Annotated in this window: 22 protein-coding genes; 10 read left to right on the forward strand and 12 right to left on the reverse strand. The window is 67.4% G+C overall.

What is annotated here, in order from left to right:
• Window positions 1-118 precede the first annotated feature (118 nt).
• A complete protein-coding gene (locus tag VBO01S_RS23220; RefSeq protein ID WP_062479840.1) occupies window positions 119-1,699 on the reverse strand; it encodes an ABC transporter substrate-binding protein in 1,581 nt (526 codons plus the stop codon).
• 228 nt (window positions 1,700-1,927) lie between these two features.
• Between VBO01S_RS23220 and VBO01S_RS23225 the strand changes: the two genes are divergently transcribed.
• The 4 genes from VBO01S_RS23225 to VBO01S_RS23240 are packed head-to-tail and all read left to right on the forward strand — an operon-like array spanning window position 1,928 to window position 9,413.
• On the forward strand, window positions 1,928-6,664 hold the full coding sequence (locus tag VBO01S_RS23225; RefSeq protein WP_062479878.1) for an Ig-like domain-containing protein: 4,737 nt from the start codon (window positions 1,928-1,930) through the stop codon (window positions 6,662-6,664).
• A 51-nt stretch (window positions 6,665-6,715) separates the two neighbouring features.
• Window positions 6,716-7,468 (forward strand): 2-amino-5-chloromuconate deaminase CnbZ, encoded by a 753-nt coding sequence (cnbZ, locus tag VBO01S_RS23230; RefSeq protein WP_062479841.1) that lies wholly within the window; start codon window positions 6,716-6,718, stop codon window positions 7,466-7,468.
• A gap of 38 nt (window positions 7,469-7,506) precedes the next feature.
• Window positions 7,507-8,538 carry a TRAP transporter substrate-binding protein gene (locus VBO01S_RS23235; RefSeq protein WP_062479843.1) on the forward strand — a complete coding sequence of 344 codons (1,032 nt, stop codon included), beginning with the start codon at window positions 7,507-7,509 and terminating at the stop codon, window positions 8,536-8,538.
• Between the two features lie 29 nt (window positions 8,539-8,567).
• Window positions 8,568-9,413, forward strand: coding sequence for a fumarylacetoacetate hydrolase family protein (locus tag VBO01S_RS23240; RefSeq protein ID WP_062479845.1), 846 nt, complete (start codon window positions 8,568-8,570; stop codon window positions 9,411-9,413).
• A gap of 56 nt (window positions 9,414-9,469) precedes the next feature.
• Here the strand turns inward: VBO01S_RS23240 and VBO01S_RS23245 are convergent, their stop codons facing one another.
• Together VBO01S_RS23245 and VBO01S_RS23250 are read right to left on the reverse strand one after the other, a co-directional pair.
• A complete protein-coding gene (locus VBO01S_RS23245) occupies window positions 9,470-9,940 on the reverse strand; it encodes a hypothetical protein (RefSeq protein ID WP_062479847.1) in 471 nt (156 codons plus the stop codon).
• Window positions 9,941-9,945: 5 nt separating this feature from the next.
• Window positions 9,946-10,215 (reverse strand): hypothetical protein, encoded by a 270-nt coding sequence (locus tag VBO01S_RS23250; protein WP_062479849.1) that lies wholly within the window; start codon window positions 10,213-10,215, stop codon window positions 9,946-9,948.
• 304 nt (window positions 10,216-10,519) lie between these two features.
• Between VBO01S_RS23250 and VBO01S_RS23255 the strand changes: the two genes are divergently transcribed.
• Window positions 10,520-12,733, forward strand: coding sequence for a TonB-dependent receptor domain-containing protein (locus VBO01S_RS23255; protein WP_062479851.1), 2,214 nt, complete (start codon window positions 10,520-10,522; stop codon window positions 12,731-12,733).
• A gap of 24 nt (window positions 12,734-12,757) precedes the next feature.
• Here the strand turns inward: VBO01S_RS23255 and lhpI are convergent, their stop codons facing one another.
• Genes lhpI through rtcR form a run of 7 tightly spaced genes read right to left on the reverse strand, consistent with a single transcriptional unit; the run spans window position 12,758 to window position 17,987 of the window.
• Complete coding sequence (gene lhpI, locus VBO01S_RS23260; protein WP_062479853.1) at window positions 12,758-13,708, reverse strand: bifunctional Delta(1)-pyrroline-2-carboxylate/Delta(1)-piperideine-2-carboxylate reductase; 951 nt, start codon at window positions 13,706-13,708, stop codon at window positions 12,758-12,760.
• Window positions 13,705-14,574 (reverse strand): alpha/beta hydrolase, encoded by an 870-nt coding sequence (locus tag VBO01S_RS23265; RefSeq protein ID WP_062479855.1) that lies wholly within the window; start codon window positions 14,572-14,574, stop codon window positions 13,705-13,707. The genes lhpI and VBO01S_RS23265 overlap by 4 nt, the downstream gene beginning before the upstream one ends.
• A complete protein-coding gene (locus VBO01S_RS23270; RefSeq protein ID WP_062479857.1) occupies window positions 14,571-15,143 on the reverse strand; it encodes a 3'-5' exonuclease family protein in 573 nt (190 codons plus the stop codon). The genes VBO01S_RS23265 and VBO01S_RS23270 overlap by 4 nt, the downstream gene beginning before the upstream one ends.
• Window positions 15,140-15,457 carry a hypothetical protein gene (locus VBO01S_RS23275; RefSeq protein WP_062479860.1) on the reverse strand — a complete coding sequence of 106 codons (318 nt, stop codon included), beginning with the start codon at window positions 15,455-15,457 and terminating at the stop codon, window positions 15,140-15,142. Before VBO01S_RS23275 ends, VBO01S_RS23270 begins: the two co-directional genes overlap by 4 nt.
• An 11-nt stretch (window positions 15,458-15,468) precedes the next feature.
• On the reverse strand, window positions 15,469-15,798 hold the full coding sequence (locus tag VBO01S_RS23280) for a low molecular weight protein tyrosine phosphatase family protein (protein WP_062479862.1): 330 nt from the start codon (window positions 15,796-15,798) through the stop codon (window positions 15,469-15,471).
• Window positions 15,799-15,813: 15 nt separating this feature from the next.
• Window positions 15,814-16,344: a 2'-5' RNA ligase family protein gene (locus VBO01S_RS23285; RefSeq protein ID WP_062479864.1), complete on the reverse strand. Its 531-nt coding sequence runs from the start codon at window positions 16,342-16,344 to the stop codon at window positions 15,814-15,816.
• Window positions 16,345-16,367: 23 nt separating this feature from the next.
• A complete protein-coding gene (rtcR, locus tag VBO01S_RS23290) occupies window positions 16,368-17,987 on the reverse strand; it encodes an RNA repair transcriptional activator RtcR (RefSeq protein ID WP_062479866.1) in 1,620 nt (539 codons plus the stop codon).
• A 685-nt stretch (window positions 17,988-18,672) separates the two neighbouring features.
• Between rtcR and VBO01S_RS23295 the strand changes: the two genes are divergently transcribed.
• The 5 genes from VBO01S_RS23295 to rtcA all read left to right on the forward strand — a co-directional run bounded on the left by VBO01S_RS23295 (window position 18,673) and on the right by rtcA (window position 23,170).
• The gene (locus VBO01S_RS23295) at window positions 18,673-19,824 is read left to right on the forward strand and encodes a slipin family protein (RefSeq protein ID WP_062479867.1); all 1,152 of its coding nucleotides are present in this window, start codon (window positions 18,673-18,675) and stop codon (window positions 19,822-19,824) included.
• Between the two features lie 298 nt (window positions 19,825-20,122).
• Window positions 20,123-21,343: an RtcB family protein gene (locus VBO01S_RS23300; RefSeq protein ID WP_062479869.1), complete on the forward strand. Its 1,221-nt coding sequence runs from the start codon at window positions 20,123-20,125 to the stop codon at window positions 21,341-21,343.
• 2 nt (window positions 21,344-21,345) lie between these two features.
• The gene (locus VBO01S_RS23305; RefSeq protein ID WP_062479871.1) at window positions 21,346-21,633 is read left to right on the forward strand and encodes a hypothetical protein; all 288 of its coding nucleotides are present in this window, start codon (window positions 21,346-21,348) and stop codon (window positions 21,631-21,633) included.
• Between the two features lie 59 nt (window positions 21,634-21,692).
• Window positions 21,693-22,046, forward strand: a complete 354-nt coding sequence (locus VBO01S_RS23310; protein WP_062479873.1) for a zinc-ribbon domain-containing protein — start codon at window positions 21,693-21,695, stop codon at window positions 22,044-22,046.
• Between the two features lie 23 nt (window positions 22,047-22,069).
• On the forward strand, window positions 22,070-23,170 hold the full coding sequence (gene rtcA, locus VBO01S_RS23315) for an RNA 3'-terminal phosphate cyclase (protein WP_062479875.1): 1,101 nt from the start codon (window positions 22,070-22,072) through the stop codon (window positions 23,168-23,170).
• Here rtcA and VBO01S_RS23320 read toward each other — a convergent pair whose 3' ends face one another.
• A complete protein-coding gene (locus VBO01S_RS23320; RefSeq protein ID WP_062479876.1) occupies window positions 23,171-23,530 on the reverse strand; it encodes a hypothetical protein in 360 nt (119 codons plus the stop codon).
• A gap of 117 nt (window positions 23,531-23,647) precedes the next feature.
• On the reverse strand, window positions 23,648-24,530 hold an 883-nt coding region (locus VBO01S_RS23325), incomplete at its 5' end, for an adenylate/guanylate cyclase domain-containing protein (RefSeq protein ID WP_157627433.1).

Genomic DNA, 24,530 nt, shown 5'->3' on the forward strand with positions numbered 1-24,530 from the left:
CGGAGATGGGGTCGCCCGAAGCGGCGCGCGTGAGCACGAAGACCAGCACGGCCACCAGGGACAGCACGACGAGCATGCCGGCGAAGCGCGAGGCAATGAAACGGAACAAGCGCGCCTCCTACTTGATCTTCACATTCCAGAAGAAGGGCCAGTTCGTGGGTTGGTAGTTGTCCAGTGCCGGGCTCTTGGCCGAGAGCGCGTTGAACTTGCCGACGCTGATGTAGGGCACCTCGTCGTACACCACCTGCTGCACCTTGCCCCACAGCGCGCCGCGCTTGGCTGGGTCGCTCTCGGTGTTGAACGCACTGAGCGAGGCCTTCTTGGCGGGCGAGTCCCACCAGCCTGGTGCACCGTCGCCCAGTTGCGGTGGCGACAGCATGGGCTCGGGGAACAGCCCCGAATGGGTGATGAAGATTTCCCACAGCCGCGGGTCGTTGCGGCGCTGGGTGAGCGTGGCCCAGTCGACCACGTTGAGGTCGACCTTGAAGCCGGCGCGCTTGAGCTGCTCGGCCATCAGCAGCGACATGTTGTAGTGGAAGTCGTACTGGCGGCTGGTGAGCACGCGGATCGGCTCGCCCTTGTAGCCGGCCTTGGCGGCGGCGTCCTTCGCCTTGGTGGCGTTGCGTTGGTTGTACTGGTCGGTGCCCGCCGCCGAGTAGAACGGCGAACTCTTGGGGAAGTGGTTCGCTTCCGCGATGAAGAAGCGCGTGTCGCCGAAGCCGGCCGCGAGCATTTCGCCCTGGCCCATCGCCGTCTGCAGGGCCTGGCGCACGGCCTGGCTGGCGAGCGGGCCTTCCTTGGTGTTGAAGACCACCAGCGGAAAACCGAACGCGGGCGTGATGATCGGCAGCGTCTTGCCACTGGCCTTCTCCAGGCGCGGCAGCGCTTCCACCGGCAGCAGGTCGGCAAAGTCGTACTGGCCCGCGAGTGCACCTTCGACACGCGTGCTCGCGTTGGGCACGGGCACGAAGCGCAGTTCTTCGATGACCGCTTCGCGCTTGCCGCCATAGCCGCTCGCAGGTTCCTTGCGCGGGCTGTACTTGTCGAAGCGCGAGAGCAGCACGAACTGGTCGGGGCGGCGTTCCTTGAACTTGTAGGGGCCGGTGCCGACGAAGTCCTTGAGCGGCGAGGCCATCGATTCCTTGGCCATCATCGCGGCGGTGCCATTGCTGGGCAAAGCCAGTTGCGAGAGCAGCGGCGCATACGGCGCCTTCAGAACGATCTCCACGCCCAGCGGGCCCTTGGCCTTGAGGCTCTCGATTTCCTTGCCCACGGCCTTGCCGCGCGGCGACTGGTCCATCCAGCGCTGCAGGCTGGCGACCACGTCGTCGGCCGTGAGATCGCGCCCGTTGTGCAGCGCCACGCCCTTGCGCAGCGTGATGGCGTAGGTCTTGCCGTCGGCCGATATCTTCGGCATGCCCTCGGCCAGCATCGGCACCACGTTCCACTTGGCATCGAAGGTGTACAGCGTCTCGTACACGTGCTGCATGATGGTTCCGACCAGATCGGCCGTGGAGGCCATCGGGTCGAGCGTCTGCGGCTCGGCCACCATCGCCAGCGTGGCGAAGTTGCGCGGGCCCTGCGCGTGGCCGCTGGGGTGAGGCAGTGCGGCACACAGCATCGCGAGCAGCGAAGCGCCCAGCAGGCTGCGCTTCGACAGACGAGGCAGGCGCTGGACAACAAGACCGGCGTGAGACATGGGGTGTTCCTTCATGGGCGATCGGTGGGCAATGAATTCACTTTTTTCAGGCCCGAACTTTGAAGCACAACCTATGCCAAAACATCACCATTTACCCTGAGCAATGATCTAAATATTCGAACCCTCCCTTCGAAATTCAATGCCGTTCGCGCACGCATCCGCTGCTAGATTCCGGTCGAATCTTTTCCCACCGAAAGATGGCGTCCGATCGAATTTGCGAGGATGAAAATGAGCACCAAGAAAGTTCTTGCGGTAGGTTTTCTGTTCGGCTGTGCGTTGCTGACGCATGCGGCGATCACCGGGGTGAACCCCCTCGACACGATCAGGAAGGCTGCCTCCAGCATGGCCTCCGCGGCCGCTGACCTGGTGGCCGATCCCTTGCCACTGCAGGGCCCCGGACTGGGCAACCTGACCTACACGCAGGCCGAGCTGTTCAAGCCCATCTCGATGATCAAGGAGGAGGTCGACACCGGCGTCGGCGCAGGCACCGGCGCCGACGTGCCGAAGATCCCCGGGGGCAGCGTGACGCACCCCACCGCCGGGTACACCAAGTACCACTACGGCCAGAACGTGGGCCTCATGATCAACGGCTACTTCCTGACGACGTTCACGCCCGATGGCGGGCTGGGCCCTGGCGGCTTCCTGCTCTACGACGTCTCCGATCCGCGCAACCTGCGGCTCGTCAAGCGCATCTACGAGCCGGACGGCCGCACCAAGGAACTGAGGGAGCCGCATTCCATCGGCATCGCCACCATCGGCGGCAAGCAGTACGTCGCCGTGCCCAGCGTCTTCGGCGTGGAGTTCTGGGACTTCACCGACATCAACGACGTCAAGCAGGTGAAGAAGCTGGTGCTGCCCAACGTCAACAAGGGCGACTACAACAACGTGAGCTGGCAGCTGTGGTGGCAGGCGCCCTACCTGTACGTGGCGGCGGCGGAGCAGGGCGTGTTCGTCATCGACGCCGCAGACCCCGCGAACGCAGTGCTCGCGAACCGCGGCGCCGGCAAGCCCAACCCGATACCGACCGGCGAGCTCGGCGGCTTTCGCGTGGGGCCGATCTTCACTATGGGCAACCACATGGTGCTGACGTCCATGACCAACACCAGCGGCTTCGCCAGCCTGGACATTTCGGACCCGCTGAATCCCAAGGTGCTCGACACCGTCTCCGGGTCCACCGCCAGCTACTACTCCACCTGCTTCGACGGCAAGAAGGTCTACGCCTCGGCGCAGGAGAGCGGCGGCAAGATGTACGGCTACGACCTGAGCGACCGGTCGCGCTTCGTGGCCGAGGACAACCGGCTGGTGATCAACCAGCAGCTGTACTGCAGCACGCAGGACAACTACGTGTTCCAGGGCGCGCAGAACTACATCCACAAGGTCGATGTGAGCAACCCGCTCAACCACGTCGAAGTCGGGCGCGGCGGATTGTTCGCAACGACGCATCCCGATTTCTCGAGCTCCGACCATGGCCAGGTGTCGCCGTTCGGCAACCTGATCTATGTCGGCAACGACCACGGCTCGGGCAGCGGCTTCATCGTGCATGCGGTGGACCCCGACACCACCAAGCCCGAAGTGAAGCAGGTCTCGCCCGTGAACGGTGCGAAGCAGCAGGCCCTCACCTCGCGCATCGGCCTGGGCATGACCGACAGCATCCGGCCCGAGAGCGTGAACGCCAACACCTTCATCGTGCGCCCGGTCGGTGGCAACACGCTGGCGGGCACCTACAGCGTGCAGCTGGGCATCGTCAACTTCCACCCCGCCCAGCCGCTGCAGCCGGGCACCGCCTACGAGGTGTTCCTGCCCGCCAACGGCCTGAAGGACTATGCAGGCAACGCCATTGCCGCCGACTACCGCTCCACCTTCAACACCGGCAATGCCAACGACATCAACCTGATGCACCACTGGGCGCTGACCGGCAACCTCGGTGATCAGATCAGCGCCAACAACGGCACGCCCGCCACCGGCGATGCCTTCGAGAGCATCGGCCTGAACTTCGCCAATCGCACCGCGGGCGTGCAGCTGAAGAACGACAGCGTGTCCACCACGCTGGGCGGCACCGCCTCGCTGAGCTTCTACATGAAGACCACGCAGGCCGGCGCTGCGAACTCGTGGACCGCGCCCGGCATCTTCGGGCGCGACCAGTCGCCGGGCGTGGACGACGTGTTCTGGGGCTGGCTCGACAGCACCGGCAACATCAAGCTGTCGGTGGGCGACCACGCGGGCACGCGCTCGCAAAGCGCCGTGAACGACGGCAACTGGCACCACGTCGTGCTCACGCGCGATGCGGCTTCGGGCGCGCAGGCGGTGTACGTCGACGGCGTGAAGACCACCTCGACTGGCCCTACCGGCACCAAGGGCCTGTCGACCAAGTTCCAGCTGCTGGGGCAGATCCAGGGCAACACCGCGCTCTTCAAGGGCACGCTGGCCGAGGTGCGCGTGTACGCCCGTGTGCTCGGCGACACCGACGTGGCGGCGCTGCGGGCGCAGGCCGTGATCGGCGATCCCGGCATCGTGGGCGCACCGAAGATCGTCAACGGCCAGCTGAACTTCAACCCGGCCACGCTGGGTGCCACCGGTGCGCAGTTCCGCTGGAACTTCGGCGACGGCACGCAGAGCGCGTACGCCTCGCAGCCCGGCGTCACGCACACCTACAGCAGCCCCGGCCACTACACCGTGACGCTGACGGTGAAGGCCGCGAACGGCCAGGAGACCTTCTACACCTACAACCTCACGGTGATCGCACCCGTCACGGCGGCGGCGCCGACGCACACGACCAACATCGCGGGCGATGCGAACGCGGTGTATTCGGTGAACCCCGACAGCGGCACGGTGGCCGCCATCGACGCGCAGACCTTCGCCAAGCGCTGGGAAGTGCGCGTGGGCGACGAGCCCAAGACGCTGGCCGTGGGGCCGGACGGCCGCATCTGGGTCACGGTGCAGGGCGAGGACAAGCTGGTGGCGCTCAACGCCGCCGACGGCACGCTGTCGACGACGGTGCCGCTGGCCTACGGCAGCGGCCCGTACGGTGTCGTCTTCACGCCCAATGGCACCAAGGGCCTGCTGACACTGGAAAGCAAGTCGGCGCTGGTCAGCTTCGACCCGAGCACCGGCGCCGCCACGGGCACGCTCGCCCTGGAAGGCAGCGTGCGCGGCATCGCGGTCGATGCGGGTTCGCAATCGGCCTACGTGACGCGCTTCAAGTCGAAGATGACGGGCGGCCAGCTGCACAAGGTGAACCTGCAGAGCTTCAGCGCCGCCACCACCATCGCCCTGGCGGTCGACACGACCACGGTCGACACCGAGGCCGCCTCGCGCGGCGTGCCCAACTACCTGAGCCAGGTGGTGATCTCGCCCGACGGCGCGCGTGCGCTCCTGCCTTCGAAGAAGGACAACATCGTGCGCGGCACCTTCCGCGACGGCCTGCCGCTGGAGCATGACAAGACCGTGCGCTCCATCCTGTCGCAGGTGAACCTGCAGACGGCCGCGGAAGTGTTCAGCGAACAGCTCGACTTCAACGACCGCGCCCCCGCGCGCGCCGCGCTGTACTCGCCGGCCGGCGACTACATCTTCGTGGCGCAGATGGAGGGCAACCGCATCGCCATCGTCGATGCCTACAACCGCTCGGTGCGCGGCGAGATCAACGCCAGCAGCGCGCCGCACGGCCTGTACCTCGATGCGGCGCGCAAGCGGCTGTACGTCAACAACTTCCTGGCGCGCTCGGTGTCGGTGCACGACGTGGCGCAGGTGCTGTCGTCGGAGTCGGCCGCGCCGGCCTTCCTGCAGAACGTCACCACGGTCGCGCAGGAGCCGATGGCCGCCGCGGCGCTGCGCGGCAAGCAGGTGTTCTACAACGCCTCCGACCGGCGCATGAGCATGAACAACTACATGTCCTGCGCGAGTTGCCATGCCGATGGCAGCGACGACGGCATGGTGTGGGACTTCACCCAGCGCGGCGAAGGCTTGCGCCGCACCATCAGCCTGCAGGGCCGTCGCGGCACGGGCCACGGCAAGCTGCACTGGACCGCCAACTTCGACGAGGTGCAGGACTTCGAGCACGACATCCGCAACGAGTTCGGCGGCACGGGCTTCCTGACCAACGCCGACTTCTCGGCCACGGGCGACCCGCTCGGCGTGCCCAAGGCCGGCCGCAATGCGCAGCTCGACGATCTCGCGGCCTACCTGAACTCGCTGAACAAGTACATGCGCAGCCCGGCCCGCGCGGCAGACGGCAACCTCAGCGTGGACGCGGTGCGCGGCCAGACCGTGTTCAACACGGCCCAGTGCGCGACCTGTCACACGGCCGGCAGCCTGCGCGACGGTCTGCGGCACGACGTGGGCACCATCCAACTGTCGTCGGGCAAGGGCAGCAACCAGCCGCTGGCCGGCGTGGGCTTCGACACCCCGACGCTCTACGGCACCTGGAGCAACCCGAGCTTCTTCCACAACGGCCAGAAGGCCACGCTGCAGGACGTGCTCGCGGGCGGCCACGGCAATGCCTCGAGCCTGCCGGCGGCCGACCTGCTCGCACTCGGCGAGTACGTGAAGTCGTTCGACACCGCACCGGCGATCGACACGCGCATCCGCTCGGAGGTCAACAACCTGTGCGTCAACGTGTCGGGCGGCTCGACGGCCAGCGGCGCCACGGTGGTGCAGTGGGCCTGCGGCAACGGCGCCAACGAGACCTTCACCGTCAACAGCAGCGGCGGCTACAGCCAGTTCGTCGCGAAGCACAGCGGCCTGTGCCTGGCGCAGGGCAACACCAACGCCGGCGGCGGCCCGGTGGTGCAGCTGGCGTGCACGGCGGGCGCGGCCACGCAGTGGAGCGTGGTCGGGGCGACGCTGCGCAACCGGGTGTCTTCGGGTGCGTGCCTCGATGTGCCCGGCTCGACCACCACGCAAGGCACGGCGCTGTCCACCTACGCCTGCCATGGCGGGGCCAACCAGCGCTGGAGCCAGATTCCCTGAGCTCTTCTGCGCCTTTTCTCTTTTTCTCTCGCTCTCCAAAAAGGAAATCACGTGTCGGCACTCCAACTCTCCCTCCCAGGCGGCTATCGGTTCATTCCGGGCGTCCAGCAGTACTCGGCTGGCGTGGCCGCCGAACCTGGGTTTCGCATCGAGCGCGTGCGCTTCCTGGAGCCCCTGCCCCTGAAGCAGGGCTTTCGTCGCATCAAGGAAATCCTGGAGGAGGCCTCGCGTCCGCTGGCCGCCTTCTGCGCGTGCGAACTGCGGTCCCCGGCACCGTTCACCGAACAGGGCTTCGTCGAGTTCAACAACCTCTACGTGGGCACGTTGAAGGAGTGGGGGATCTTCATCGGCGACCTGAATCCGGTGGCGCGAAGCAACGTGTGCCCCGCGCTGTCGCCGCCGTCGGAGCCCTCGTTTCATGCGTTCAGCTACACCGTGCCCGACGCCGAGGCGGCGGCGTCGTTCGTCGTGGCCGGCAGTGCCGAAGCGCCGGAAGGCAAGGGGCACTACCGCGACCACGCGGTGCGCCTGGGCGACACCTCGCCGCCCGCCATCCTGAAGAAGGCGCAGTGGGTGCTCGACGAAATGGAACGCCGCCTGGCGTCGCTGGGCTTCACCTGGGCCAGCACCACGGGCTCGCAGCTGTACACGGTGCACGACATCCATCCCTTCATCGCCGACGAGATCGTCAAGCGCGGTGCCGCGCGGCACGGGCTGACGTGGCACTACAACCGCCCACCCGTGGTCGACCTCGAGTACGAGATGGACTGCCGCAGCGTCCAGTTCGAACGCGTCGCGGTCTGACCGCGCGCGGGTCGCCACACCTTCTCACCGAGATGCCCATGCCCAAGAAATTGCCGCATCGCCTGGCCGCCACCTGCCTCGTCCTGAGCGCGTTCCTGGCGGCCGGCCTCGCCGCTGCGCAGAACATCCAGGAGCGCACCTTCAAGTTCGCCTTCGTGAACCAGAAGGAGCATCCGCAGGGCATGGGGGCGCAGCGCTTCTCGGAGATCGTCGAGAAGAAGAGCGGTGGCAAGATGAAGGTGAAGCTCTTTCCCTCGGGCGTGCTGGGCGGCGATGCCTCGGTCATCGCCTCGCTGCAGGGCGGCACGGTGGAAATGACGATGGCGATCCCGGGTTTGCTGTCGGGCATGGCCCGGGAGTTCTCGCTGTTCGACCTGCCGTTCCTGTTCAACAACGAGAAGGAAGCCGACTTCGTGCTCGATGGTCCGGTCGGCCGCAAGCTGCTGGACAAGCTGCCCGAGAAGGGGCTGATCGGCCTCACGTACTTCGAGCACGGCTTTCGCAACGTCACCAACAGCCGGCGGCCGGTGGCGAAGATGGAAGACCTGCAGGGCCTGAAGCTGCGCGTGATGCAGATCCCCGTGATGATCGATGCCTTCCGCGCGCTGGGCGCCAACCCGTCGCCGCTGCCGCTGCCCGAGGTCTACACCGCGCTGGAGCAGAAGGCCGTCGACGGCCAGGAAAATCCGTACTCGCTGGTGGAAGCCTCGAAGTACTACGAGATCCAGAAGTACGGCTCCAACACGCGGCATGTGTTCAACCCCGTCGTGCTGCTGTTCAGCAAGAAGCGCTGGGAGCAACTGTCGGAAGACGAACGCAAGATCCTTCTCGATGCGGCCCGGGAGACGCAGCCCTTCCAGCGCGCCGCCAACCGCGACGTCAACGCCAGGGCCGCCGAGTTCCTGAAGGGCCAGGGCATGGTGTTGACCGAGTTCCCCGCCGCCGAGCGCGAGCGCCTGCGCGAGAAGCTCGCGCCGGTCACGGACAAGCATGTCAGGCAGATCGATCCGGCGCTGACCCAGGAACTGTTCTCCGAGCTCGGCAAGGCACGCAGCAGCGCTGCCAGATAGCCAGCCAACCAACCACCAAGGAATGACGAATGAAGCTGTTGCGTTACGGGGCCGTCGGCCAGGAAAAGCCGGCGATGCTCGACGCAGAAGGCCGCTTGCGCGACCTCTCCATGCACGTGAACGACATCGCACACGAGGTGCTGCTGCCCGCCGGCCTGGCGCGCCTCGCCGCGCTGGACCCGCAGAGCCTTCCGCTGGTGGAAGGCTCCCCGCGGATCGGCGCCTGCGTGGCCGGCTCGGGCAAGTTCATCTGCATCGGGCTCAACTACTCGGACCACGCGGCCGAGACGGGCGCCACGGTGCCGCCCGAGCCCATCGTTTTCCTGAAGGCGACCTCGGCGATCGGTGGACCGAACGACGTGCTCGAGATTCCGCGTGGTTCCACCAAGACCGATTGGGAGGTGGAGCTGGGCGTGGTGATCGGCAAGACCGCAAAGTACGTCAGCGAAGCGGATGCGATGGACCACGTCGCCGGGTATTGCCTGATCAACGACGTGTCGGAGCGCTCTTTCCAGACCGAACGCCAGGGCCAGTGGACCAAGGGCAAGTCGGCCGACACCTTCGGACCGATCGGCCCCTGGCTCGTGACGCCCGATGAAGTGCCCGACCCGCAGCAGCTGGACATGTGGCTGGAGGTCAACGGCGTGCGGCGCCAGAGCGGCTCCACGGCCACCATGGTCTACGGCGTGCGCTACCTGATCGCGTACCTCTCGCAGTTCATGAGCCTGCGCCCGGGGGACATCATTTCCACCGGAACCCCGCCCGGCGTGGGCATGGGGTTCAAGCCGCCGGTCTACCTGAAGGGCGGCGATGTCGTCACGCTGGGCATCGAAGGGTTGGGCACGCAGCGGCAGGTCGCCACGCAGTTCGATTGAAGGGGAGGTGGCAGGGGGCGGCAGCGGGCTGTGAGGCGCCCGCTGCTGCCGCTGTGTCAGACCAGCGTGGCGCTCACGCCGCGCTGCACCACGGGCGCGATGCCGGCGTAGAAGAACGCCAGGCTGTCTTCCGGCCCGTTGACGGCGCGCCCGCGCACCTTGGCCATCGCGCAGACGCCGACCTGTGCGCTGTCGGGTCCGATCACGAGGACGAAGGGGTTGTCGTCGTCGCCGCGCAGGTAGCGTCCGCCGAACTCGCGGCGTGCGGTTTCGAACACATAGGCCGACGCCAGGAAGTGCAGGTCGTCGGGCAAGGGCGCCTGCTGCTGGAAGAAGTCTTCGAGCACCTGGTCGACCAGGACCAGCGAGGCTTCGGAGTAGTCGAGCGCCGCGCTGTCGATGGGCGCGCCGGGTTGCGAGAAGGCGCCGATGAAGTCTTCCGCCTGCGAGGCCATGCCGGCCTCGAGCGTCGACGGCATGTCCACTTCCGGCTGCTTTTTCTTCTTCAGGAAATCGAACAGTCCCATGGTGCTCAGGCCTGCACCGCGGCCGACAGTTGCCGCAGCATGGCCGACTGCCGCGCCTCTTCGGCGTCGCGCAGGCTCTTCGCGGCGCGCGCCGCGACGTAGCTGACGTACAAGGTCTCGACGGCCCGCGCCCATTCGTGCGCCTTCTGCGACACGCCTTCCGCCTTCACCGGCGAGCCGGTGGCCATCGGCGTCGACAGGTCGTCCGGCGGACGGGCCGGTACGTCGACGCCGGCCTTCCCGAGGATCACGGCTTTCTGAAGGATGGTGAGCATGGCGGACCTCTCTTTTTTCTTGTTCCAGAGTAACAGCGCCCTTCGCGGGCTGCCATTCGCCAGATGACGTATCCGCCCCCGAATTCAAGATGAACTTTCGGCTGACATGGGGTTTGTCTGGGTGGCCGGAAGCAGGGCCTACACGAAGCGCCATCGGCCTCTCGCAATGTCCCTTCGTTGGTTCTGGATGCAAATAATATTTGTTTTCATTCTCAATAGAATTGATGCTGATCAGTTGGTACGCAACAACAACGCATCCCGAGAGCGGCCCTGTTTTTCCTGCCGTTTCCCGTGGAGTTTTTGCATGTTGTTTTCGCGTTGCGGCCGTCGGCCGCGTCCGTCGGTGCTGGCGCTGGCCGCCGCATCCCTTTTTTCTCCCGCCCTGTTCGCCCAGACGCCCGCTGAACAACAACTGCGCGAGGTCGTCGTCAGCGCGACCGGCTTCGAGCAGGAACTCAAGGACGCGCCCGCTTCCATTTCGGTGATCACGCGCCAGGAGCTGGAAACGCGCCAGTTCCGCGACCTGGCCGAGGCGCTGCAGAACGTCGAAGGCATCGACGTGGGCGGCTCGACCGGCAAGACCGGGGGCCTGGACATCTCGATCCGCGGCATGCCCAGCGACTACACGCTGATCCTCATCGACGGCCGCCGCCAGAACGTGGCCGGCGACGTGACGCCCAACGGCTTCGGCGCCGCGCACACCAGCTTCATGCCGCCGCTGGCGGCCATCGAGCGCATCGAGGTCATCCGCGGCCCGATGTCCACGCTCTACGGCTCCGACGCCATGGGCGGCGTGGTCAACATCATCACGCGCAAGGTGGCGCGCGAATGGGGCGGCCAGGTCACGATGGAAACCGGCATTCCGCAGGACAGCGAGTGGGGTTCGCAGACGCGCTCCAGCGTCTACCTGAGCGGCCCCGTGGCGACCGACCTGCTGGGGCTGACCCTGCGCGGCAACATCTACCGCCGCGAAGCCGCCGACTGGGTGCTGGCCCCCGGCCAGGCGCAGCCCGCGACGGCGCGCAACCCGGCGCCCGCCGAAAGCCGCCAGCACAGCGTGGGCGGGCGCCTGATGCTCACGCCCAACCGCCAGCACGACATCTGGCTCGACGTCGAATCGGGCCGCAGCTGGTACGACAACGAGGACGGCCGGCTGGGCACGCGCGACGCCGCCGCGCCCAACCGCACCGGCAACAACCCGCCGGGCTACCTGGACGCGCTGCGCTTCAACCGCGACCAGGTCGCCATCGGCCACACCGGGCGCCTGGGCTTCGGCACGGTGGAAAGCAGCCTGATGCACACCACCACCGAGACCGTCGGCCGCACGATTCCCGGCGGCGCCATCCCGCGCAATGCCGCGGCCCGCCGCACCGTGTACTGGCTGAGCGAAGCCGACCGCGGCCGCGCGCGCGAACTCAAGACCACCAACCTCGTGCTCGACAGCAAGCTCGTCGCGCCAGTGGGCGATGCCCACGTGCTCACCGTCGGCGGCCAGTGGTGGGACGCCAAGCTGGTCGACGGCCTGCTGCCCCGCTCGCAGAGCCAGACCATGTGGGCGCTGTTCGCCGAAGACGAATGGCGCCTCGCGCCCGGCCTCACCGCCACGCTGGGCGGGCGCTACGACCACCACAGCGCCTTCGGCGGCCACGTGAGTCCGCGCGGCTACCTGGTCTGGGACGCCACGCCGCAATGGACCTTCAAGGGCGGCGTGAGCAAGGGCTTCCGCGCGCCGCGCCTGAACCAGCTGATCGACGGCATCAGCGGCGTGAGCGGCCAGGGCGCCACGCTCAACATCGGCAACCCGAACCTCAAGCCCGAGACCAGCACCAGCACCGAGCTGTCGGCGCTGTTCAACAACCAGAAGGGCCTGACCGCCTCGGCGACCCTGTTCCACAACAAGGTGAAGGACAAGATCGCCAGCGGCGGCGACTGCAGCGTGGCGCGCATCTCCAGCTGCGTGGTCGACCCCACCGCCAATTACTCGGTCAACGTCGACCAGGCCAAGACCTGGGGCATGGAACTGAGCAGCCGCGTGCAGCTGACCAAGGCCTGGGGCCTGAAGGCGGGCTACACCTGGACCGACAGCGAAGTGATCGAGGGCGGCGTGAAGAACGGCAAGCTGGCCGACACCGCGCGCCACCTGCTGCACGCACAGGTCGACTGGAACCCCGACGCCAAGTGGCGCTTCTGGCTGCGCGGCGAATACCGCGGCAAGAGCCCGCGCTTCACCGGCGACCCCGCGCGCCTCACGGGCAACAACCTGGCGATCTACCGCGCGGTGGGCGACATCAAGGCCTACCACCTGTTCCACCTCGGTGGCTCCTACCAGGTGTCGAAGAACGTGCGCCTGAACGCCAACATCAACAACCTGTTCAACAAGGACTTCCGCAAGTTCCAGCAGGTGAACCTGGCGGGCACCTCGGCCTGGGTCAACGAGTACTTCCAGGGCGGCGCGTCGGTGGCGGGCACCACGCCGGCGGGACGCACGATCTGGCTGTCGGCGAACGTGACGTTCTGACGTTGATGGCGGGCGGCGCGCGCCTCAGGGGTCCGTGCGCGCCTGCCACACCAGCGTGGCCGCGCTCAGGTCTTCGAGCGCACTGCCCACGGCCTTGAACACCGTGCGCTCGGCATCGCCCGTGCGACCGGGCCGCGCGCCACGGCACAGCTCGGCGAGCGTGCCCTGCACCGCGTCGGCACGCAAGGTGCCGGCGGCGATCGCGTCGAGCAGGTCGCCGGCCTTCTGCAAGGCTTCGGGCGTGTCGATGAAGGTGCGCGTGCCGTCGAAACACTGCACATCGGCCTCGCGCATCGCGGGCGTGAAGCTGCCGATCAGGTCCAGGTGCGCGCCCGGCGCGAGCCATTCGCCGCGCACCAGCGGCGTGGTCGCCAGCGTGGCGCAACTCACGATGTCGGCACTGCGCACGGCCGCTTCGAGGTCGGCGCCGGCCGCCTGCGCGTTCCAGCCTTCACTGCGCCATTGCTCGGCCAGCGCCTCGGCACCCTCGGGCCGATGGTTCCACACCCACACCTCGTCGATGGGTCGCACGCTCGCGTGCGCGGCGGGCAGCATGCGCGCGATGCGGCCGGTGCCCAGCACCAGCAGCTTGCGCGCGTCGGCGCGGGCCAGGAACGAGGCGCCCAGCGCCGAGGCGGCCGCCGTGCGCCGCGCGGTGATCTCGTTGCCGTCCATCATCGCCAGCGGCACGCCGGTGCGCGCGTCGTACAGCACGTAGGTCGCGTGCAGCCCCGGCAGGCCGCGCGCGCCGTTGCCCGGAAAGATGTTGATCGTCTTGATGCCCAGGAAGCCCGCGTCGCTCCACGCCGGCATGATCAGCACCGTGCCGCGCGTGGCCGCGTCGCCGCCGGTCTCGATGCTGTGCACGTGGCGCGGCGGCACCTGCGCCTCGGCCGCGAAGGCGGCGCGCAGCGCGGGCACCAGCCGCTCGAAGCTCAAGGGGGCGGCGGTGGCGGCTTCGTCGAAGTGTTTCATGGGCGGGAAGGCAGCGCCGGGGCGCTGTCGAAGAAGGTGATGAGGGCTTGCTGGTAGGTGGCGCCGAAGCGCGGCGCCGCCATCGGTTCGAGGTGGCCGGCGCCCGGCACCTCGATCAGCTGCTTGGGTTCTTTCGCGTCGGCCAGCAGGCGCTGCGAGTGGTGGTGCGGAATCACCGCGTCGGCCGTGCCGTGGATCAGCAGCAGCGGAATCGGTGCGATGGCCGCGACGAACTTCGAGGCCGCGTAGTCGTCGCGCACCAGCAGGCCGGCGCCCGGCAGCTTGTCGTTGGCGATCGAGCGGTACGAATAGAAGGTCGACTCGATCGCCACCGCCTTCACGCCGGCCCGGTTGCCCGAGCCCACGGCAGCGATCGCGTTCGTGCCGCCCAGGCTCTGCCCGAAGACGAACAGCCGCGACGCATCGACATCCGCGCGGGCGCGCACATGGTCGAGCGCGGCGTTCGAATCCTCGAACACGCCGCGGGGCTCGGGCGCGCCGTCCGATTCGCCATAGCCGCGGTAGTCGAACACGAAGACGTTGTAGTCCTGCGCGGGCAGCCATGCCACGAAGCGCCAGTGGCTGCTCATGTTCTGCGCATTGCCGTGAAAGTGCACCACGGTGCCCTTGGCCGCCTTCGGGTCCGTCCGGCCCGCGGCGGGAATGAACCAGCCGCTCAGGCGCGTGCCGTCGGCGCTGGTGAAGCGCACGTTCTCGTAGCGCAGGCCCAGCGCGTCGGGCGTTTCGTAGCGTACGCGATCGGGGTAATAGAACATCGACTGCACGCAGCCGCCGAGCAGCAAGAGGGGCAGGGCGGCGAGCGACATCCACCAGCGGCGAGCAGGCGCGGTGGTGGTGGTCGTCATGCCTGCGGTCCGCCGGCCTGCCGGCTTTCGGCGAGCATGTTGCAGAAGAGGGCGCCTTGCTCGATGGCGTCGTCCAGCGCCACGTGCGTGTGCGGCAGCCCGGCGTCGAACCAGCGGCGCGGCATCGCGCGTTTGGTGCTGTCGCGGTAGCCGGTCTTCAGCAGCGCCATCGCGAAGCTCTTCATGTCGAGCGCCGAATGGCTGAACGGGCTCTCGCCCGCGAAGCGCATCAGGTACCAGTAGACGAACAGGAAGTCGAAGCCCGCCGGGTACGCCACGAACACCGGCCGCGCCTTCAGGCCCTTGAGCCACGCGATGTAGTTCTTCATGGCATGCGTCGGATCCTGCAGGTCGGTGCGGCACGCGGCCCAGGCCTCGGGCTGGGTCTGCCACCAGGCGGCCGTCTTCGGGTCGGCCTCGGCGCCGGGCAGCGTGTGCAGGTTGGCGCTGAAGGTGGACACCAGTTGCTTGTCGGCCGTGTAGGCGGCCGAGCCGAAGCTGAGCATCGAGTGGGGGCCGGGAATGGGGCCGTCGGTTTCGACGTCGGTGCTGATGTAGATCTCGGTCATTGATTCTTCAATGTCTGTGTTTGGGCGTTTTCTTGCGTGCGGTCTCTGGCCGCACGTACGGCTTCCGCCATGGAACCGAAATGCGTCGATCGCGTGGCGCTGTGGTCGTCGAGGTCCATCATGGACCAGCGGTTCTGGTCGAGGTAGATGAACACCAGCCGGTTGAGCACCGTGACGCCTTCATGGTCCGAGGCCGATGCGGCAACGCCCACGGAATCACCCAGGCTCCAATGTCTGCGGAACGCATGAAGACCCTGAGACTGCAGCCAGCTGACCGCATCGTCGAGCGAAGAGAAGTCGGTCGGCAGGCTCATGGGTGTGGGTGTCAGTCGATGCCGAGAATCGACGGAACCGATCGCTGGAGCTCTTCGACCAGTTCAGCGTCCATGTACTTGTAGTCGTCGGGAATGTCGAGCACGTGGATCGGCTTGCCCTCCAGCATCCGCGTGAACTCGGCCACGAGCCGCGACTTGTGTTTCTCTTCCATCACGAGGATCACGTCGGCCCAGTCGATGTCGTCGACGGACACGCGGTGCCGCGCATTGGGGCTGGTGCCCGCAGAGCGCGCCGCAATCAGCGGATGCCGTCGCCAGAGCTGTTCCGCGGTGGGGCTGCGCCATTGGTTGCGGCTGCAGATGAAAAGGACGTTGCGCATGAATGAATGAGTGAATCAGGCCGCGGCGTTGTGGGGCAACGGGAAGACATGGAAGTCTTGCCAGCGGCCGGATGAGTTTTCGATGAGCGCGACCTCGATGCAATTTGCATGCACCGCGCCCGATGCGAGCAGCCGGGCCTGCAACTCGATGGCCGCTTCTTCCGCATGCAGCGCGTTGCCGTGCGCCACCGACAGATGCGGAACGATTTCGTCATGCGCGCCGTCGTACGGCGGGAAGTCGGGAAACTCTTTCACCAGCGCGCGCGTCATTTCGATGAACGGCGCAGCGGGCTCCGGTGCGAGGTAGGCGGTCTCGGGAAAGCGCCCGACCTTGCCGAGCACGAACGAGAACGGCGCCGTGCGTTGCAGCACGCGCCGCGCACGGGCGAACACCTCGTCGGTGATCAACGCGGGGTCCATGAAAGGAACGAGCAGCGTGATGTGCGCGGGCACGCCGAGTGCCACGGTGGGGTCGAAGCGGCGGCGAAGGTCTGCGGCGATGGTTTCAGCCGCGGGAACCTTCACGGCGAATGCGGAGATGGGCATCGGGCGGAGGATAGCCCACGCCCTCAGGGGCGCGCATCGGCTGAAACGCGCGCCCAGTCCAGCCCCATCTTCGCCAGGTACTTGCGCAGCCGGTCCGCATCGTTGACCACGCTGCGCTGCGTCCGCGAGGCCTGGAACAGCTGACGCCCCGCCTCCGACAGGCTGCGCGCCGGCCGGCACACGCGCACCACCGCTTCGAGCTGCAGGCGGTCGAAGAGATCGAGCGCGGCGAACTTCTCTTCGCCGAGCAGTGCTTCCAGGTCGACCTCGTCGTCCGTCGCCACTGAAGCGCCCGTGCCTTCGTGCTTCCACAGCCAGCGCAGCCGCGCGATCTCCGCCTCGACCAGCGCGACGGCGATGCGCCCGCCATCGGCCAGCGTGGCAAGCCGCGTCACGCTGGCCGACAGGTCGCGGAAGTTGCCGCGCCAGATTGCCTCGCTGCTCTGCGCAAAGCGCAGGTAGGCCGTGCGCGCCTCGGCGTTGAAGCGCACCACGCGGTGGTTCTCGGCCGCGTGCAGGGCCAGCAGGTGGTCGAGGTTGGGCTCGATGTCCTCGGGCCGCTGCGCGAGGCCGGGCAGGTCGTAGGTCCAGAGGTTGATGCGCGCGAACAGGTCTTCGCGAAAGCGCCCCTGCGCCACGTCGCGGCGCAGGTCGCGGTGGGTGCCGGCGATGAGCTGGAAGTCGCTCTCCACTTCCTTGTCGGCGCCCACGGGGAAGAAGCGCTTTTCCTCGATGGCCTTGAGCAGCATCGCCTGTTCGTCGAAGCCGAGCTCGCCGATCTCGTCGAGGAACAGCGCGCCCTGGTGCGCGGTGCGCAGCAGCCCCGCGCGGTCGCTCGCTGCGCCGGTGAACGAACCCTTCTTGTGCCCGAACAGCGTGGAGGCCGCGCCGTCGCCGCGCAGCGTGGCGCAGTTCACTTCGACGAACGGCCCCGTCACCTGGTGGCGCGCCTGTTTCAGCTCGAACATGCGCCGCGCCAGGAACGACTTGCCCGCGCCCGTCGGCCCCACGAGCAGGATCGGCGCGCGCGAGCGCACGGCCACGCGCTCGATCTCGTCGATGAGCGCGTTGAAGCGCGCGTTGCGCGTGGCGATGCCGCTCTTCAAAAAGGCGACCGCGTCGCGCTGGTCGGCGTCGAAGCGGCGCGCGATCGGGTCGTAGCGCGACAGGTCGAGGTCGATCAGCGCGACCTTGCCGGCGTCGCCCTGGCGCTGCTTGCGCGGCGGCGAGGTCTGGGCCAGCACGCCCGGCACCACGCGCGATTCGGACAGCAGGAACATGCAGATCTGCGCCACGTGCGTGCCCGTGGTGATGTGCGTCCAGTACTGCTCGCGCTCGGGCTGGAAGGGGTAGGCGCGCGCCCAGTCGTACAGGCGCGTGTAGACCTCGCCGAAGTCCCACGGGTCTTCGAGGTCGAAGGGCACGAGGTTGACGAGTGTCTCGGGCGACACGGCGGCGATGTCGGCCTTCACCAGCTCGGCCAGCGCCGTGTGCTTGCGCGTGTGCAGCAGCTCGATGCGCGCCACCACCATGTCGTCGTGCTGCGCGAGCGAGACCGTGGGGCGCCACTTGTTCCAGCGGCCCGCGCCCTGGCCGGCATCGAGCTGGGTGCCGAGGAAACCGATGACGACGATGGGCTTCATGGATAAAAGACTAGCTGAAATTCTAGAAATTATCCGAATGCTAGCAAGGGATGGGCGCCGTGTGACACCGGATGAAGAAGAAATTTCCCTTTCTGGTCAATGACTTGCATCACCGTCACCGTGTTTCCAGGCGCCGTGCGCGCAAGTTGGCACGCTCACTGCAATAGAGAGTCTGTCCGGATGCAGTTCATCCGCTCCCAGGTGCCGCATGAAAGCGGCCCGGTGCCGCAGGCCAGACCTGTTCTTGGGTCCGCGGTATGCCGCTGTTGAACTGTGCTGGTCACTGGACTTGTTCCAGTCTGCTCATGGTGGAGCACCGTGCTAACCACGCGGCGTGGCGGGTTCGATTCCCGCAAACAACCTTCGGCGGTGTTCGCACCGCCGCTTTGATGGGGGCGAAAGCCCCACCGCCCCGGCACACCGGAGCGAGGCGCAGGGCAGGGCCCGGCCGAGCGACACCGTGCCAGTGCAGGCGGCTTGCGCATCGCGCGTTCTGCAAGGAACCGCATGCAGCCATCGACGCAGAAGGAGGCGATGGCGCAGCCACCGCACCGACCCGTCGACCGCTGCGCTGCTGACCTCGCAAGCCACGGTGCCCGCCGCCTGTCCTTCGTGGGCCCCGACACGAAACGTAGACGAACAACGAACGACAACCGCAACGAAGAAGAAGAGAGAGGAAGAAAAAATGCTGGGATTCACCCAATTCACCGTGAAGAAGAACGAACGCGTGCTGCTGCTGCGCAACGGCGACTTCGAGGGCCTGTATGCCGCTGGCAAGCACCGCGTGTTCACGGGCTTCGACACCGTGCAGCTCGAGCGCTTCTCGCTGGCCGAGCCGGCCTTCGACCACGAGCTGGCCGACTACTTCCTGGCGCGCGAGCCGCAGCTGGTGCAGCGCGAGTTCGTGCAGGTGTCGCTGGGCGAGACCGAGGTCGGCCTGCGCCATGAAGACGGCGTGCTGGTGCAGGTGCTGCCGCCCGCCACCCGCAAGCTCTACTGGCGCGGCCTGCGCGAGCAGCGCGTCGACGTGATCGACGTGGCCGCCGATGCACGCCTGCCGGCCGAGCTGCTGGCCAAGCTGCAGAGCGTGGCGCTGCGTCCGCGTGCGGTGCAGGGGCTCGAAGGCGTGCTGCTGGTGCAGGTGCCCGAGTTCCACGCCGGCGTGCTGACCCTCGAAGGCCAGATGCAGGCGCTGCTGCCGCCGGGCAACCACGGCTTCTGGCGCTTCAACCGGCAGGTGGCCGTGACCAGCGTGGACCTGCGCTCGCAGATCGCCGAAGTGAGCGGCCAGGAAATCCTGACCCGCGACAAGGTGGGGCTGCGGCTGAACCTGTCGGCGGTGTGGCGTTTCGCCGATGTGCGGCAGGCCCTGGCGCAGATGCCCAAGCCGGCCGAGCATGTGTACCGCGAGCTGCAGTTCGGTCTGCGCGCGGCGGTGGGCGAGCAGACGCTCGACGCCCTGCTGGAGAACAAGTCGGCCATCGACCAGACGGTGCTGGCGCAGGTGCGCGAGCGGCTGGAAGGTTCGGGCCTGGTGCTGGAGAGCGTGGGCGTGAAGGACATCATCCTGCCAGGCGAGATGAAGACCATCCTCGCGCAGGTGGTGGAGGCCGAGAAGTCGGCCCAGGCCAACGTGATCCGCCGCCGCGAGGAAACCGCGGCCACGCGCTCGCTGCTGAACACCGCCAAGGTGATGGAGGGCAACCCCGTCGCCTTGCGCATGAAGGAACTCGAGACGCTGGAACGCGTGGCCGAGCGCATCGACAAGATCTCGGTGGTCGGCGGCCTGGACCAGGTGCTCAACGGGCTCGTGACGCTGCGGCCGAACGGGTCCTGAGCGGTAGAGAAAAGAAAGAGACACGGGCACGCAGGCACAGAAGGGAGCGCCACTGCCAAAAATGTTTGAAATTGCCGGCAGCCTGGGTAAGACCAGGTACGGCGGGCAAGTCGGTCGACGAGCAAGGTTGAGGATGCAGGTGCTGGCTCCGATGACGGGTCTGTCACTGGCGCGCGTTTCCAATCGTCGACTGGGCCATTGGACTCAAACACCATGGTCGCCGTATTGATGCGGGTTCGAATCCCGCCGTGTCCACCAACGAGTGTGAAGAATAGACAGAGATAGAGAGGAAAGAAAAATGACGAACTACAAACTGCATGAAGTCGCCAACGGCGTTCCCGTGAAGATGTGGACGAACGGCGTGCCCGTGGAAGACGAGGCGCAAAAGCAGCTCGAGAACGCCGCGCGCCTGCCCATCGTGTTCAAGCACATCGCGGCCATGCCCGACGTGCACTACGGCATCGGTGCGACCGTGGGGTCGGTGATCCCGACCTTCAAGGCCATCATCCCCGCCGCCGTCGGCGTGGACATCGGCTGCGGAATGATGGCCTGCAAGACCACGCTCAACGCACGCGACCTGCCCGACAACCTGGGCCCGCTGCGTTCGGCGATCGAGAAGGCCGTGCCGCACGGAAGCAACCCCAAGCGCATGGGCCGCGACAAGGGTTCGTGGGAAACGCCGCCCGATGAAACCGACGCCGCCTGGGCCAAGCTGGTGGACGAGTTCGAGCTGATCTGCGAGGACCATCCACGCATCAGGAACACGAACAACCACAAGCACCTGGGAACGCTGGGTACCGGCAACCACTTCATCGAGGTGTGCCTCGACGAAGCGGGCGCCGTGTGGTTCATGCTGCACTCGGGTTCGCGTGGCGTGGGCAATGCCATCGGCACGCACTTCATCGAACTCGCGAAGAAGGACGCGCAGCTGCACCAGCGCAACCTGCCCGACCAGGACCTGGCGTACTTCGAGGAAGGCGCCCAGTACTTCGGCGACTACGTGCGCGCAGTGGGCTGGGCCCAGAAGTTCGCACGGGCGAACCGCGAAGTGATGATGCAGCGCGTGGTCGCGGCCGCGCGCAAGGTCATCACCAAGCCCTTCGAGGCGCACGTGGAAGCGGTGAACTGCCACCACAACTACGTGAGCCGCGAGACGCACTTCGGGCAGGACGTGCTCGTGACCCGCAAGGGCGCGGTGAGCGCGAAGCTCGGCGAGCTGGGGATCATCCCCGGCAGCATGGGCGCCAAGAGCTACATCGTGCGCGGCAAGGGCAACCCCGAGAGCTTCATGAGCTGCAGCCACGGCGCGGGCCGGAAGATGAGCCGGACGAAAGCCAAGAAGCTCTTCACCGTCGCCGACCAGATCGCCGCGACCGAAGGCGTCGAATGCCGCAAGGACGCCGACGTGATCGACGAAATTCCGATGGCCTACAAGGACATCGACGCGGTGATGGAGGCGCAGAAGGACCTGGTGGAGGTGGTTTACACGCTCAAGCAGGTGGTGTGTGTGAAGGGCTGACCGTGGGCATCGAGTACCGCATCAAGGTCGCATTGCCGTCGCGCGAAGTCGCGCAAGGCATCTGCAGGAAGGCAGGCATCGGCGGCCATCTGAACGTCGAGGGCGAGCGCGCGGATTTCTATCCGGCGCCGCCGTCGACGCCTTCGGAATGGGCGCAGGCCGTGGTCAGCATCGAGGCGGATGGCTTTGTGGTCTGCCTGCTTGCGAATACCGACTTTGCGCGACAGGTGTTGGGCAGCATCGTTCAACTTGCTGCGGGCGAAGGTATCGTGACAGTGGAAGAGCTATAGGAGGGGATCGGAAGACCGACCTGCCTTCGTAGCGACGTATTGCGGAGGTTCAAAGAAAAATGAAGAGCAACAAGCAACGGCGTGCCGAAATCAAGGCGCACCGCCTCGAACGCGCCGCGCGCGCCGTGGCATTGCAACAGCGCCAGGCCGATGCAAGGCTGCTGCGCGCCGAAGGCATGGTCGCTGCCGACACGGCCTTGCTGGCCGCGCACAACAACACCTACGGCCCGCTGCCGACCTTCTACGTCGACAAGGCGTTCACCTGCCGCGATTGCGGTGCGCAAGAGGTGTGGACGGCCAAGCAGCAGAAGTGGTGGTACGAGGTGGCGCTCGGCAGCATCCACAGCACGGCGGTGCGCTGTCGCGCATGCCGGCTCGGAACGCCGCGAACAAGAACAACGACAAACGACTGAACAAGAAAGAAAGACGTGTCCCGATGACGGAAGCACAAGAAGAACAACGAGCACTCGATGCCGTCGAACTCGACGGCTCCCAAGGCGAAGGCGGCGGCCAGATCCTGCGCACCGGCCTCGCGCTGTCGATGGTCACGGGCCGGCCGCTGGCCATCGCGAAGATCCGCGCGGGCCGGGCCAAGCCGGGCCTGATGCGCCAGCACCTGGCGTGCGTGCACGCGGCCGCGGAGATCAGCGGCGCGCAGGTCGAGGGTGCCGAGCTGGGCTCGCAGTCGCTGCGCTTCGTGCCGGGGCCGGTGCGCGCGGGCGACTACCGTTTTGCGATCGCCGGTGCGGGCAGCTGCATGCTGGTGCTGCAGACGGTGCTGCCGCCGCTGCTGCTGCAACCCGCGGGCCAGGTGAGCCGGCTGCGGCTGAGCGGTGGCACGCACAACCCGATGGCGCCGCCGTTCCACTTTCTGGAGCGTGCGTTCGCGCCGTTGGTGCGTCGCCTCGGCGGCGACCTGCAGCTCGTGCTGCGCCGCTGCGGCTTCTATCCGGCCGGTGGCGGCGAGGTGGACGCGACGATCGTGCCGGCGGCGGAAGGCGCGCGGCTGCAGGCCTTCGACCTGCTGTCACGCGGCAACCTGCTGGCGGGCCATGCCGAGTGCCTGGCGCCCGGCCTGCCGCGCCATGTGGCGGCGCGCGAACTCGAAACGGTGGGTGCGGCGATGGGCTGGTCGGTGGAAGCCGAGCAGCTGCGCACGGTGCCGACGCGCCAGAACGAAGGTCCTGGCAATGCGCTGCTGGTGACGCTGACCTACGCCCACCTCACCGAGGTGTTCACGGCCTTCGGCGAGAAGACGCTGAGCGCGGAGCAGGTGGCGCACGGCCTCGTGAAGGAGGTGCGCGCGTTCCAGAAGCACGAGGACGCGGCCGTGGGGCCGCACCTGGCCGATCAGCTCGCGCTGCTGCTGGCGCTGGCGGTGTTCCGGCAACCGGGGCAGTCGGGCGCGTTCACCTGCAGCGAAGTGACGCCGCACACGCGCACGAACTGCGCGGTGATCGAGCGCTTCCTGCCGGTGCGCTTCACGATCACCGAGGCTGCAGGCCCGCGCGCGGCGCGGGTGCAGGTGGCGTCGTGATTACAGGCCGGCCTGGCGCGTGAAGCTCACGGCCGGCTTCTTGTAGGCGGCGGGCACTTCGTCGCGGTAGAAGGCGCGGCGGTCCAGGCTTTGCAGCGGGTTGTGGGCAGCGGCCACGGCCTGGTCGCGCACGGCCTGGCGGTCGAGCGTGGAGGTCACGGCGACGGTGCCTTCGGCGGCAGCGTCGGAGTATTCGTTGCCGTTGCGCGCGGCGGCGACGGCTTGGGTGCGCACGTCGGCACGGCTGGCGGCCGAGGTGATGGCGTGCACGCCTTCATACGTTTCGGCGTGGGCTGCACCGACAGTGCCCAGCAGGGCGAAGGCGGCGGCGGAAATGGCGAGGAGTTGCTTGCTGTTCATGATGAGATTTCCCTTGAGTCTGTGGGCGGCGGACAGTCGTCGTTGCCACAAGCTGCAGTGTGAAACCGCATCACGGAAGGCGCTGTGCGTTTGCGCACCGAATCCGGCAGGTGGTGCTCAGGCCGCTTTCCCGGCGCGTGAATACATCACGGCCAGTGGTTCGGAGCGCCCGCGCACGTTCAGCGTGTCGACCGGCCCCAGCGTTGCTTCGGCGCCGGCCTGCTGCGCCGCGAACTGTGAGACCACGAGCCGCGCGGAGGCGGTCTTGGAATGGTCCTGCAGGCGGCTCGCGGTGTTGACCACTTCGCCGATGGCGGTGAAGGTGGTGGTCTCGAGGTAGCCGACCTCGCCGACGGCCGCGCGCCCGGCGTGCAGGCCCATGCCGAAGTCCAGGTGCTGGCCGAACTGGGCCTGGAAGTCGACGTTCCAGGCGTCCATGCGTTCGCCGATGAGTTGGGTGGCGTGCAGGGCCTGCCGGCAGGCGGTGGGCAGGTCGCTCTCGAGGCCGAAGATGGCCATCACGCTGTCGCCGATGAACTGGTTGGGCACACCGCCGCTCTCGCGCACGGCGGCGCCCACGATGGCGAAGTAGCGGTCGAGCACGTAGGCCAGGTCGAAGGGCCACTGCCGCTCCGACAGGCCCGACCAGCGCCGCAGGTCGACGAACAGGATCGCCACGTCGCGCTCGTGCCCGAAGCGGCCGACCGGCGCGGGCCGGCCTTCGCGCGGCAGCGGCGCGAACAGCGGCGTCACCTCGATGCTGCCGCGCGGGCGAAGCTGGCAGGCCAGCCGCACGTCGTGCGGGGCGCGCACGCGTTCGAGCGTGCGCTGCTCGTCGCGGCCCGGCATGCCGATGTGTTCGGGCGCACCGCTCACGCGCACACGGCAGGTGGAGCAGCGCGCCCGCCCGCCGCAGATCGACACATGCGCGATGCCGTGCGAGCGGCTGGCTTCGAGCACGCTCCAGCCGGGCGGCACGTGCACGGTGCGGTCAGGGTAG

The organism is Variovorax boronicumulans NBRC 103145, from assembly GCF_001591345.1.
GTDB classification, from domain to species: Bacteria; Pseudomonadota; Gammaproteobacteria; order Burkholderiales; family Burkholderiaceae_C; genus Variovorax; species Variovorax boronicumulans.

Bases quoted from the DNA above. Each gene is read 5' to 3' on its own strand.
- VBO01S_RS23275 (WP_062479860.1), bottom strand. From the start codon at position 15,457: ATGAGCCTGCCGACCGACTTCTCTTCGCTCGACGATGCGGTCAGCTGG.
- VBO01S_RS23270 (WP_062479857.1), bottom strand. From the start codon at position 15,143: ATGACCGAGATCTACATCAGCACCGACGTCGAAACCGACGGCCCCATT.
- VBO01S_RS23320 (WP_062479876.1), bottom strand. From the start codon at position 23,530: ATGAACAGCAAGCAACTCCTCGCCATTTCCGCCGCCGCCTTCGCCCTG.
- VBO01S_RS23225 (WP_062479878.1), top strand. From the start codon at position 1,928: ATGAGCACCAAGAAAGTTCTTGCGGTAGGTTTTCTGTTCGGCTGTGCG.
- VBO01S_RS23235 (WP_062479843.1), top strand. From the start codon at position 7,507: ATGCCCAAGAAATTGCCGCATCGCCTGGCCGCCACCTGCCTCGTCCTG.
- VBO01S_RS23285 (WP_062479864.1), bottom strand. From the start codon at position 16,344: ATGCCCATCTCCGCATTCGCCGTGAAGGTTCCCGCGGCTGAAACCATC.
- VBO01S_RS23265 (WP_062479855.1), bottom strand. From the start codon at position 14,574: ATGACGACCACCACCACCGCGCCTGCTCGCCGCTGGTGGATGTCGCTC.
- rtcR (WP_062479866.1), bottom strand. From the start codon at position 17,987: ATGAAGCCCATCGTCGTCATCGGTTTCCTCGGCACCCAGCTCGATGCC.
- VBO01S_RS23250 (WP_062479849.1), bottom strand. From the start codon at position 10,215: ATGCTCACCATCCTTCAGAAAGCCGTGATCCTCGGGAAGGCCGGCGTC.
- rtcA (WP_062479875.1), top strand. From the start codon at position 22,070: ATGACGGAAGCACAAGAAGAACAACGAGCACTCGATGCCGTCGAACTC.
- lhpI (WP_062479853.1), bottom strand. From the start codon at position 13,708: ATGAAACACTTCGACGAAGCCGCCACCGCCGCCCCCTTGAGCTTCGAG.
- VBO01S_RS23295 (WP_062479867.1), top strand. From the start codon at position 18,673: ATGCTGGGATTCACCCAATTCACCGTGAAGAAGAACGAACGCGTGCTG.
- VBO01S_RS23255 (WP_062479851.1), top strand. From the start codon at position 10,520: ATGTTGTTTTCGCGTTGCGGCCGTCGGCCGCGTCCGTCGGTGCTGGCG.
- VBO01S_RS23280 (WP_062479862.1), bottom strand. From the start codon at position 15,798: ATGCGCAACGTCCTTTTCATCTGCAGCCGCAACCAATGGCGCAGCCCC.
- VBO01S_RS23240 (WP_062479845.1), top strand. From the start codon at position 8,568: ATGAAGCTGTTGCGTTACGGGGCCGTCGGCCAGGAAAAGCCGGCGATG.
- VBO01S_RS23220 (WP_062479840.1), bottom strand. From the start codon at position 1,699: ATGTCTCACGCCGGTCTTGTTGTCCAGCGCCTGCCTCGTCTGTCGAAG.
- VBO01S_RS23310 (WP_062479873.1), top strand. From the start codon at position 21,693: ATGAAGAGCAACAAGCAACGGCGTGCCGAAATCAAGGCGCACCGCCTC.
- VBO01S_RS23245 (WP_062479847.1), bottom strand. From the start codon at position 9,940: ATGGGACTGTTCGATTTCCTGAAGAAGAAAAAGCAGCCGGAAGTGGAC.
- VBO01S_RS23300 (WP_062479869.1), top strand. From the start codon at position 20,123: ATGACGAACTACAAACTGCATGAAGTCGCCAACGGCGTTCCCGTGAAG.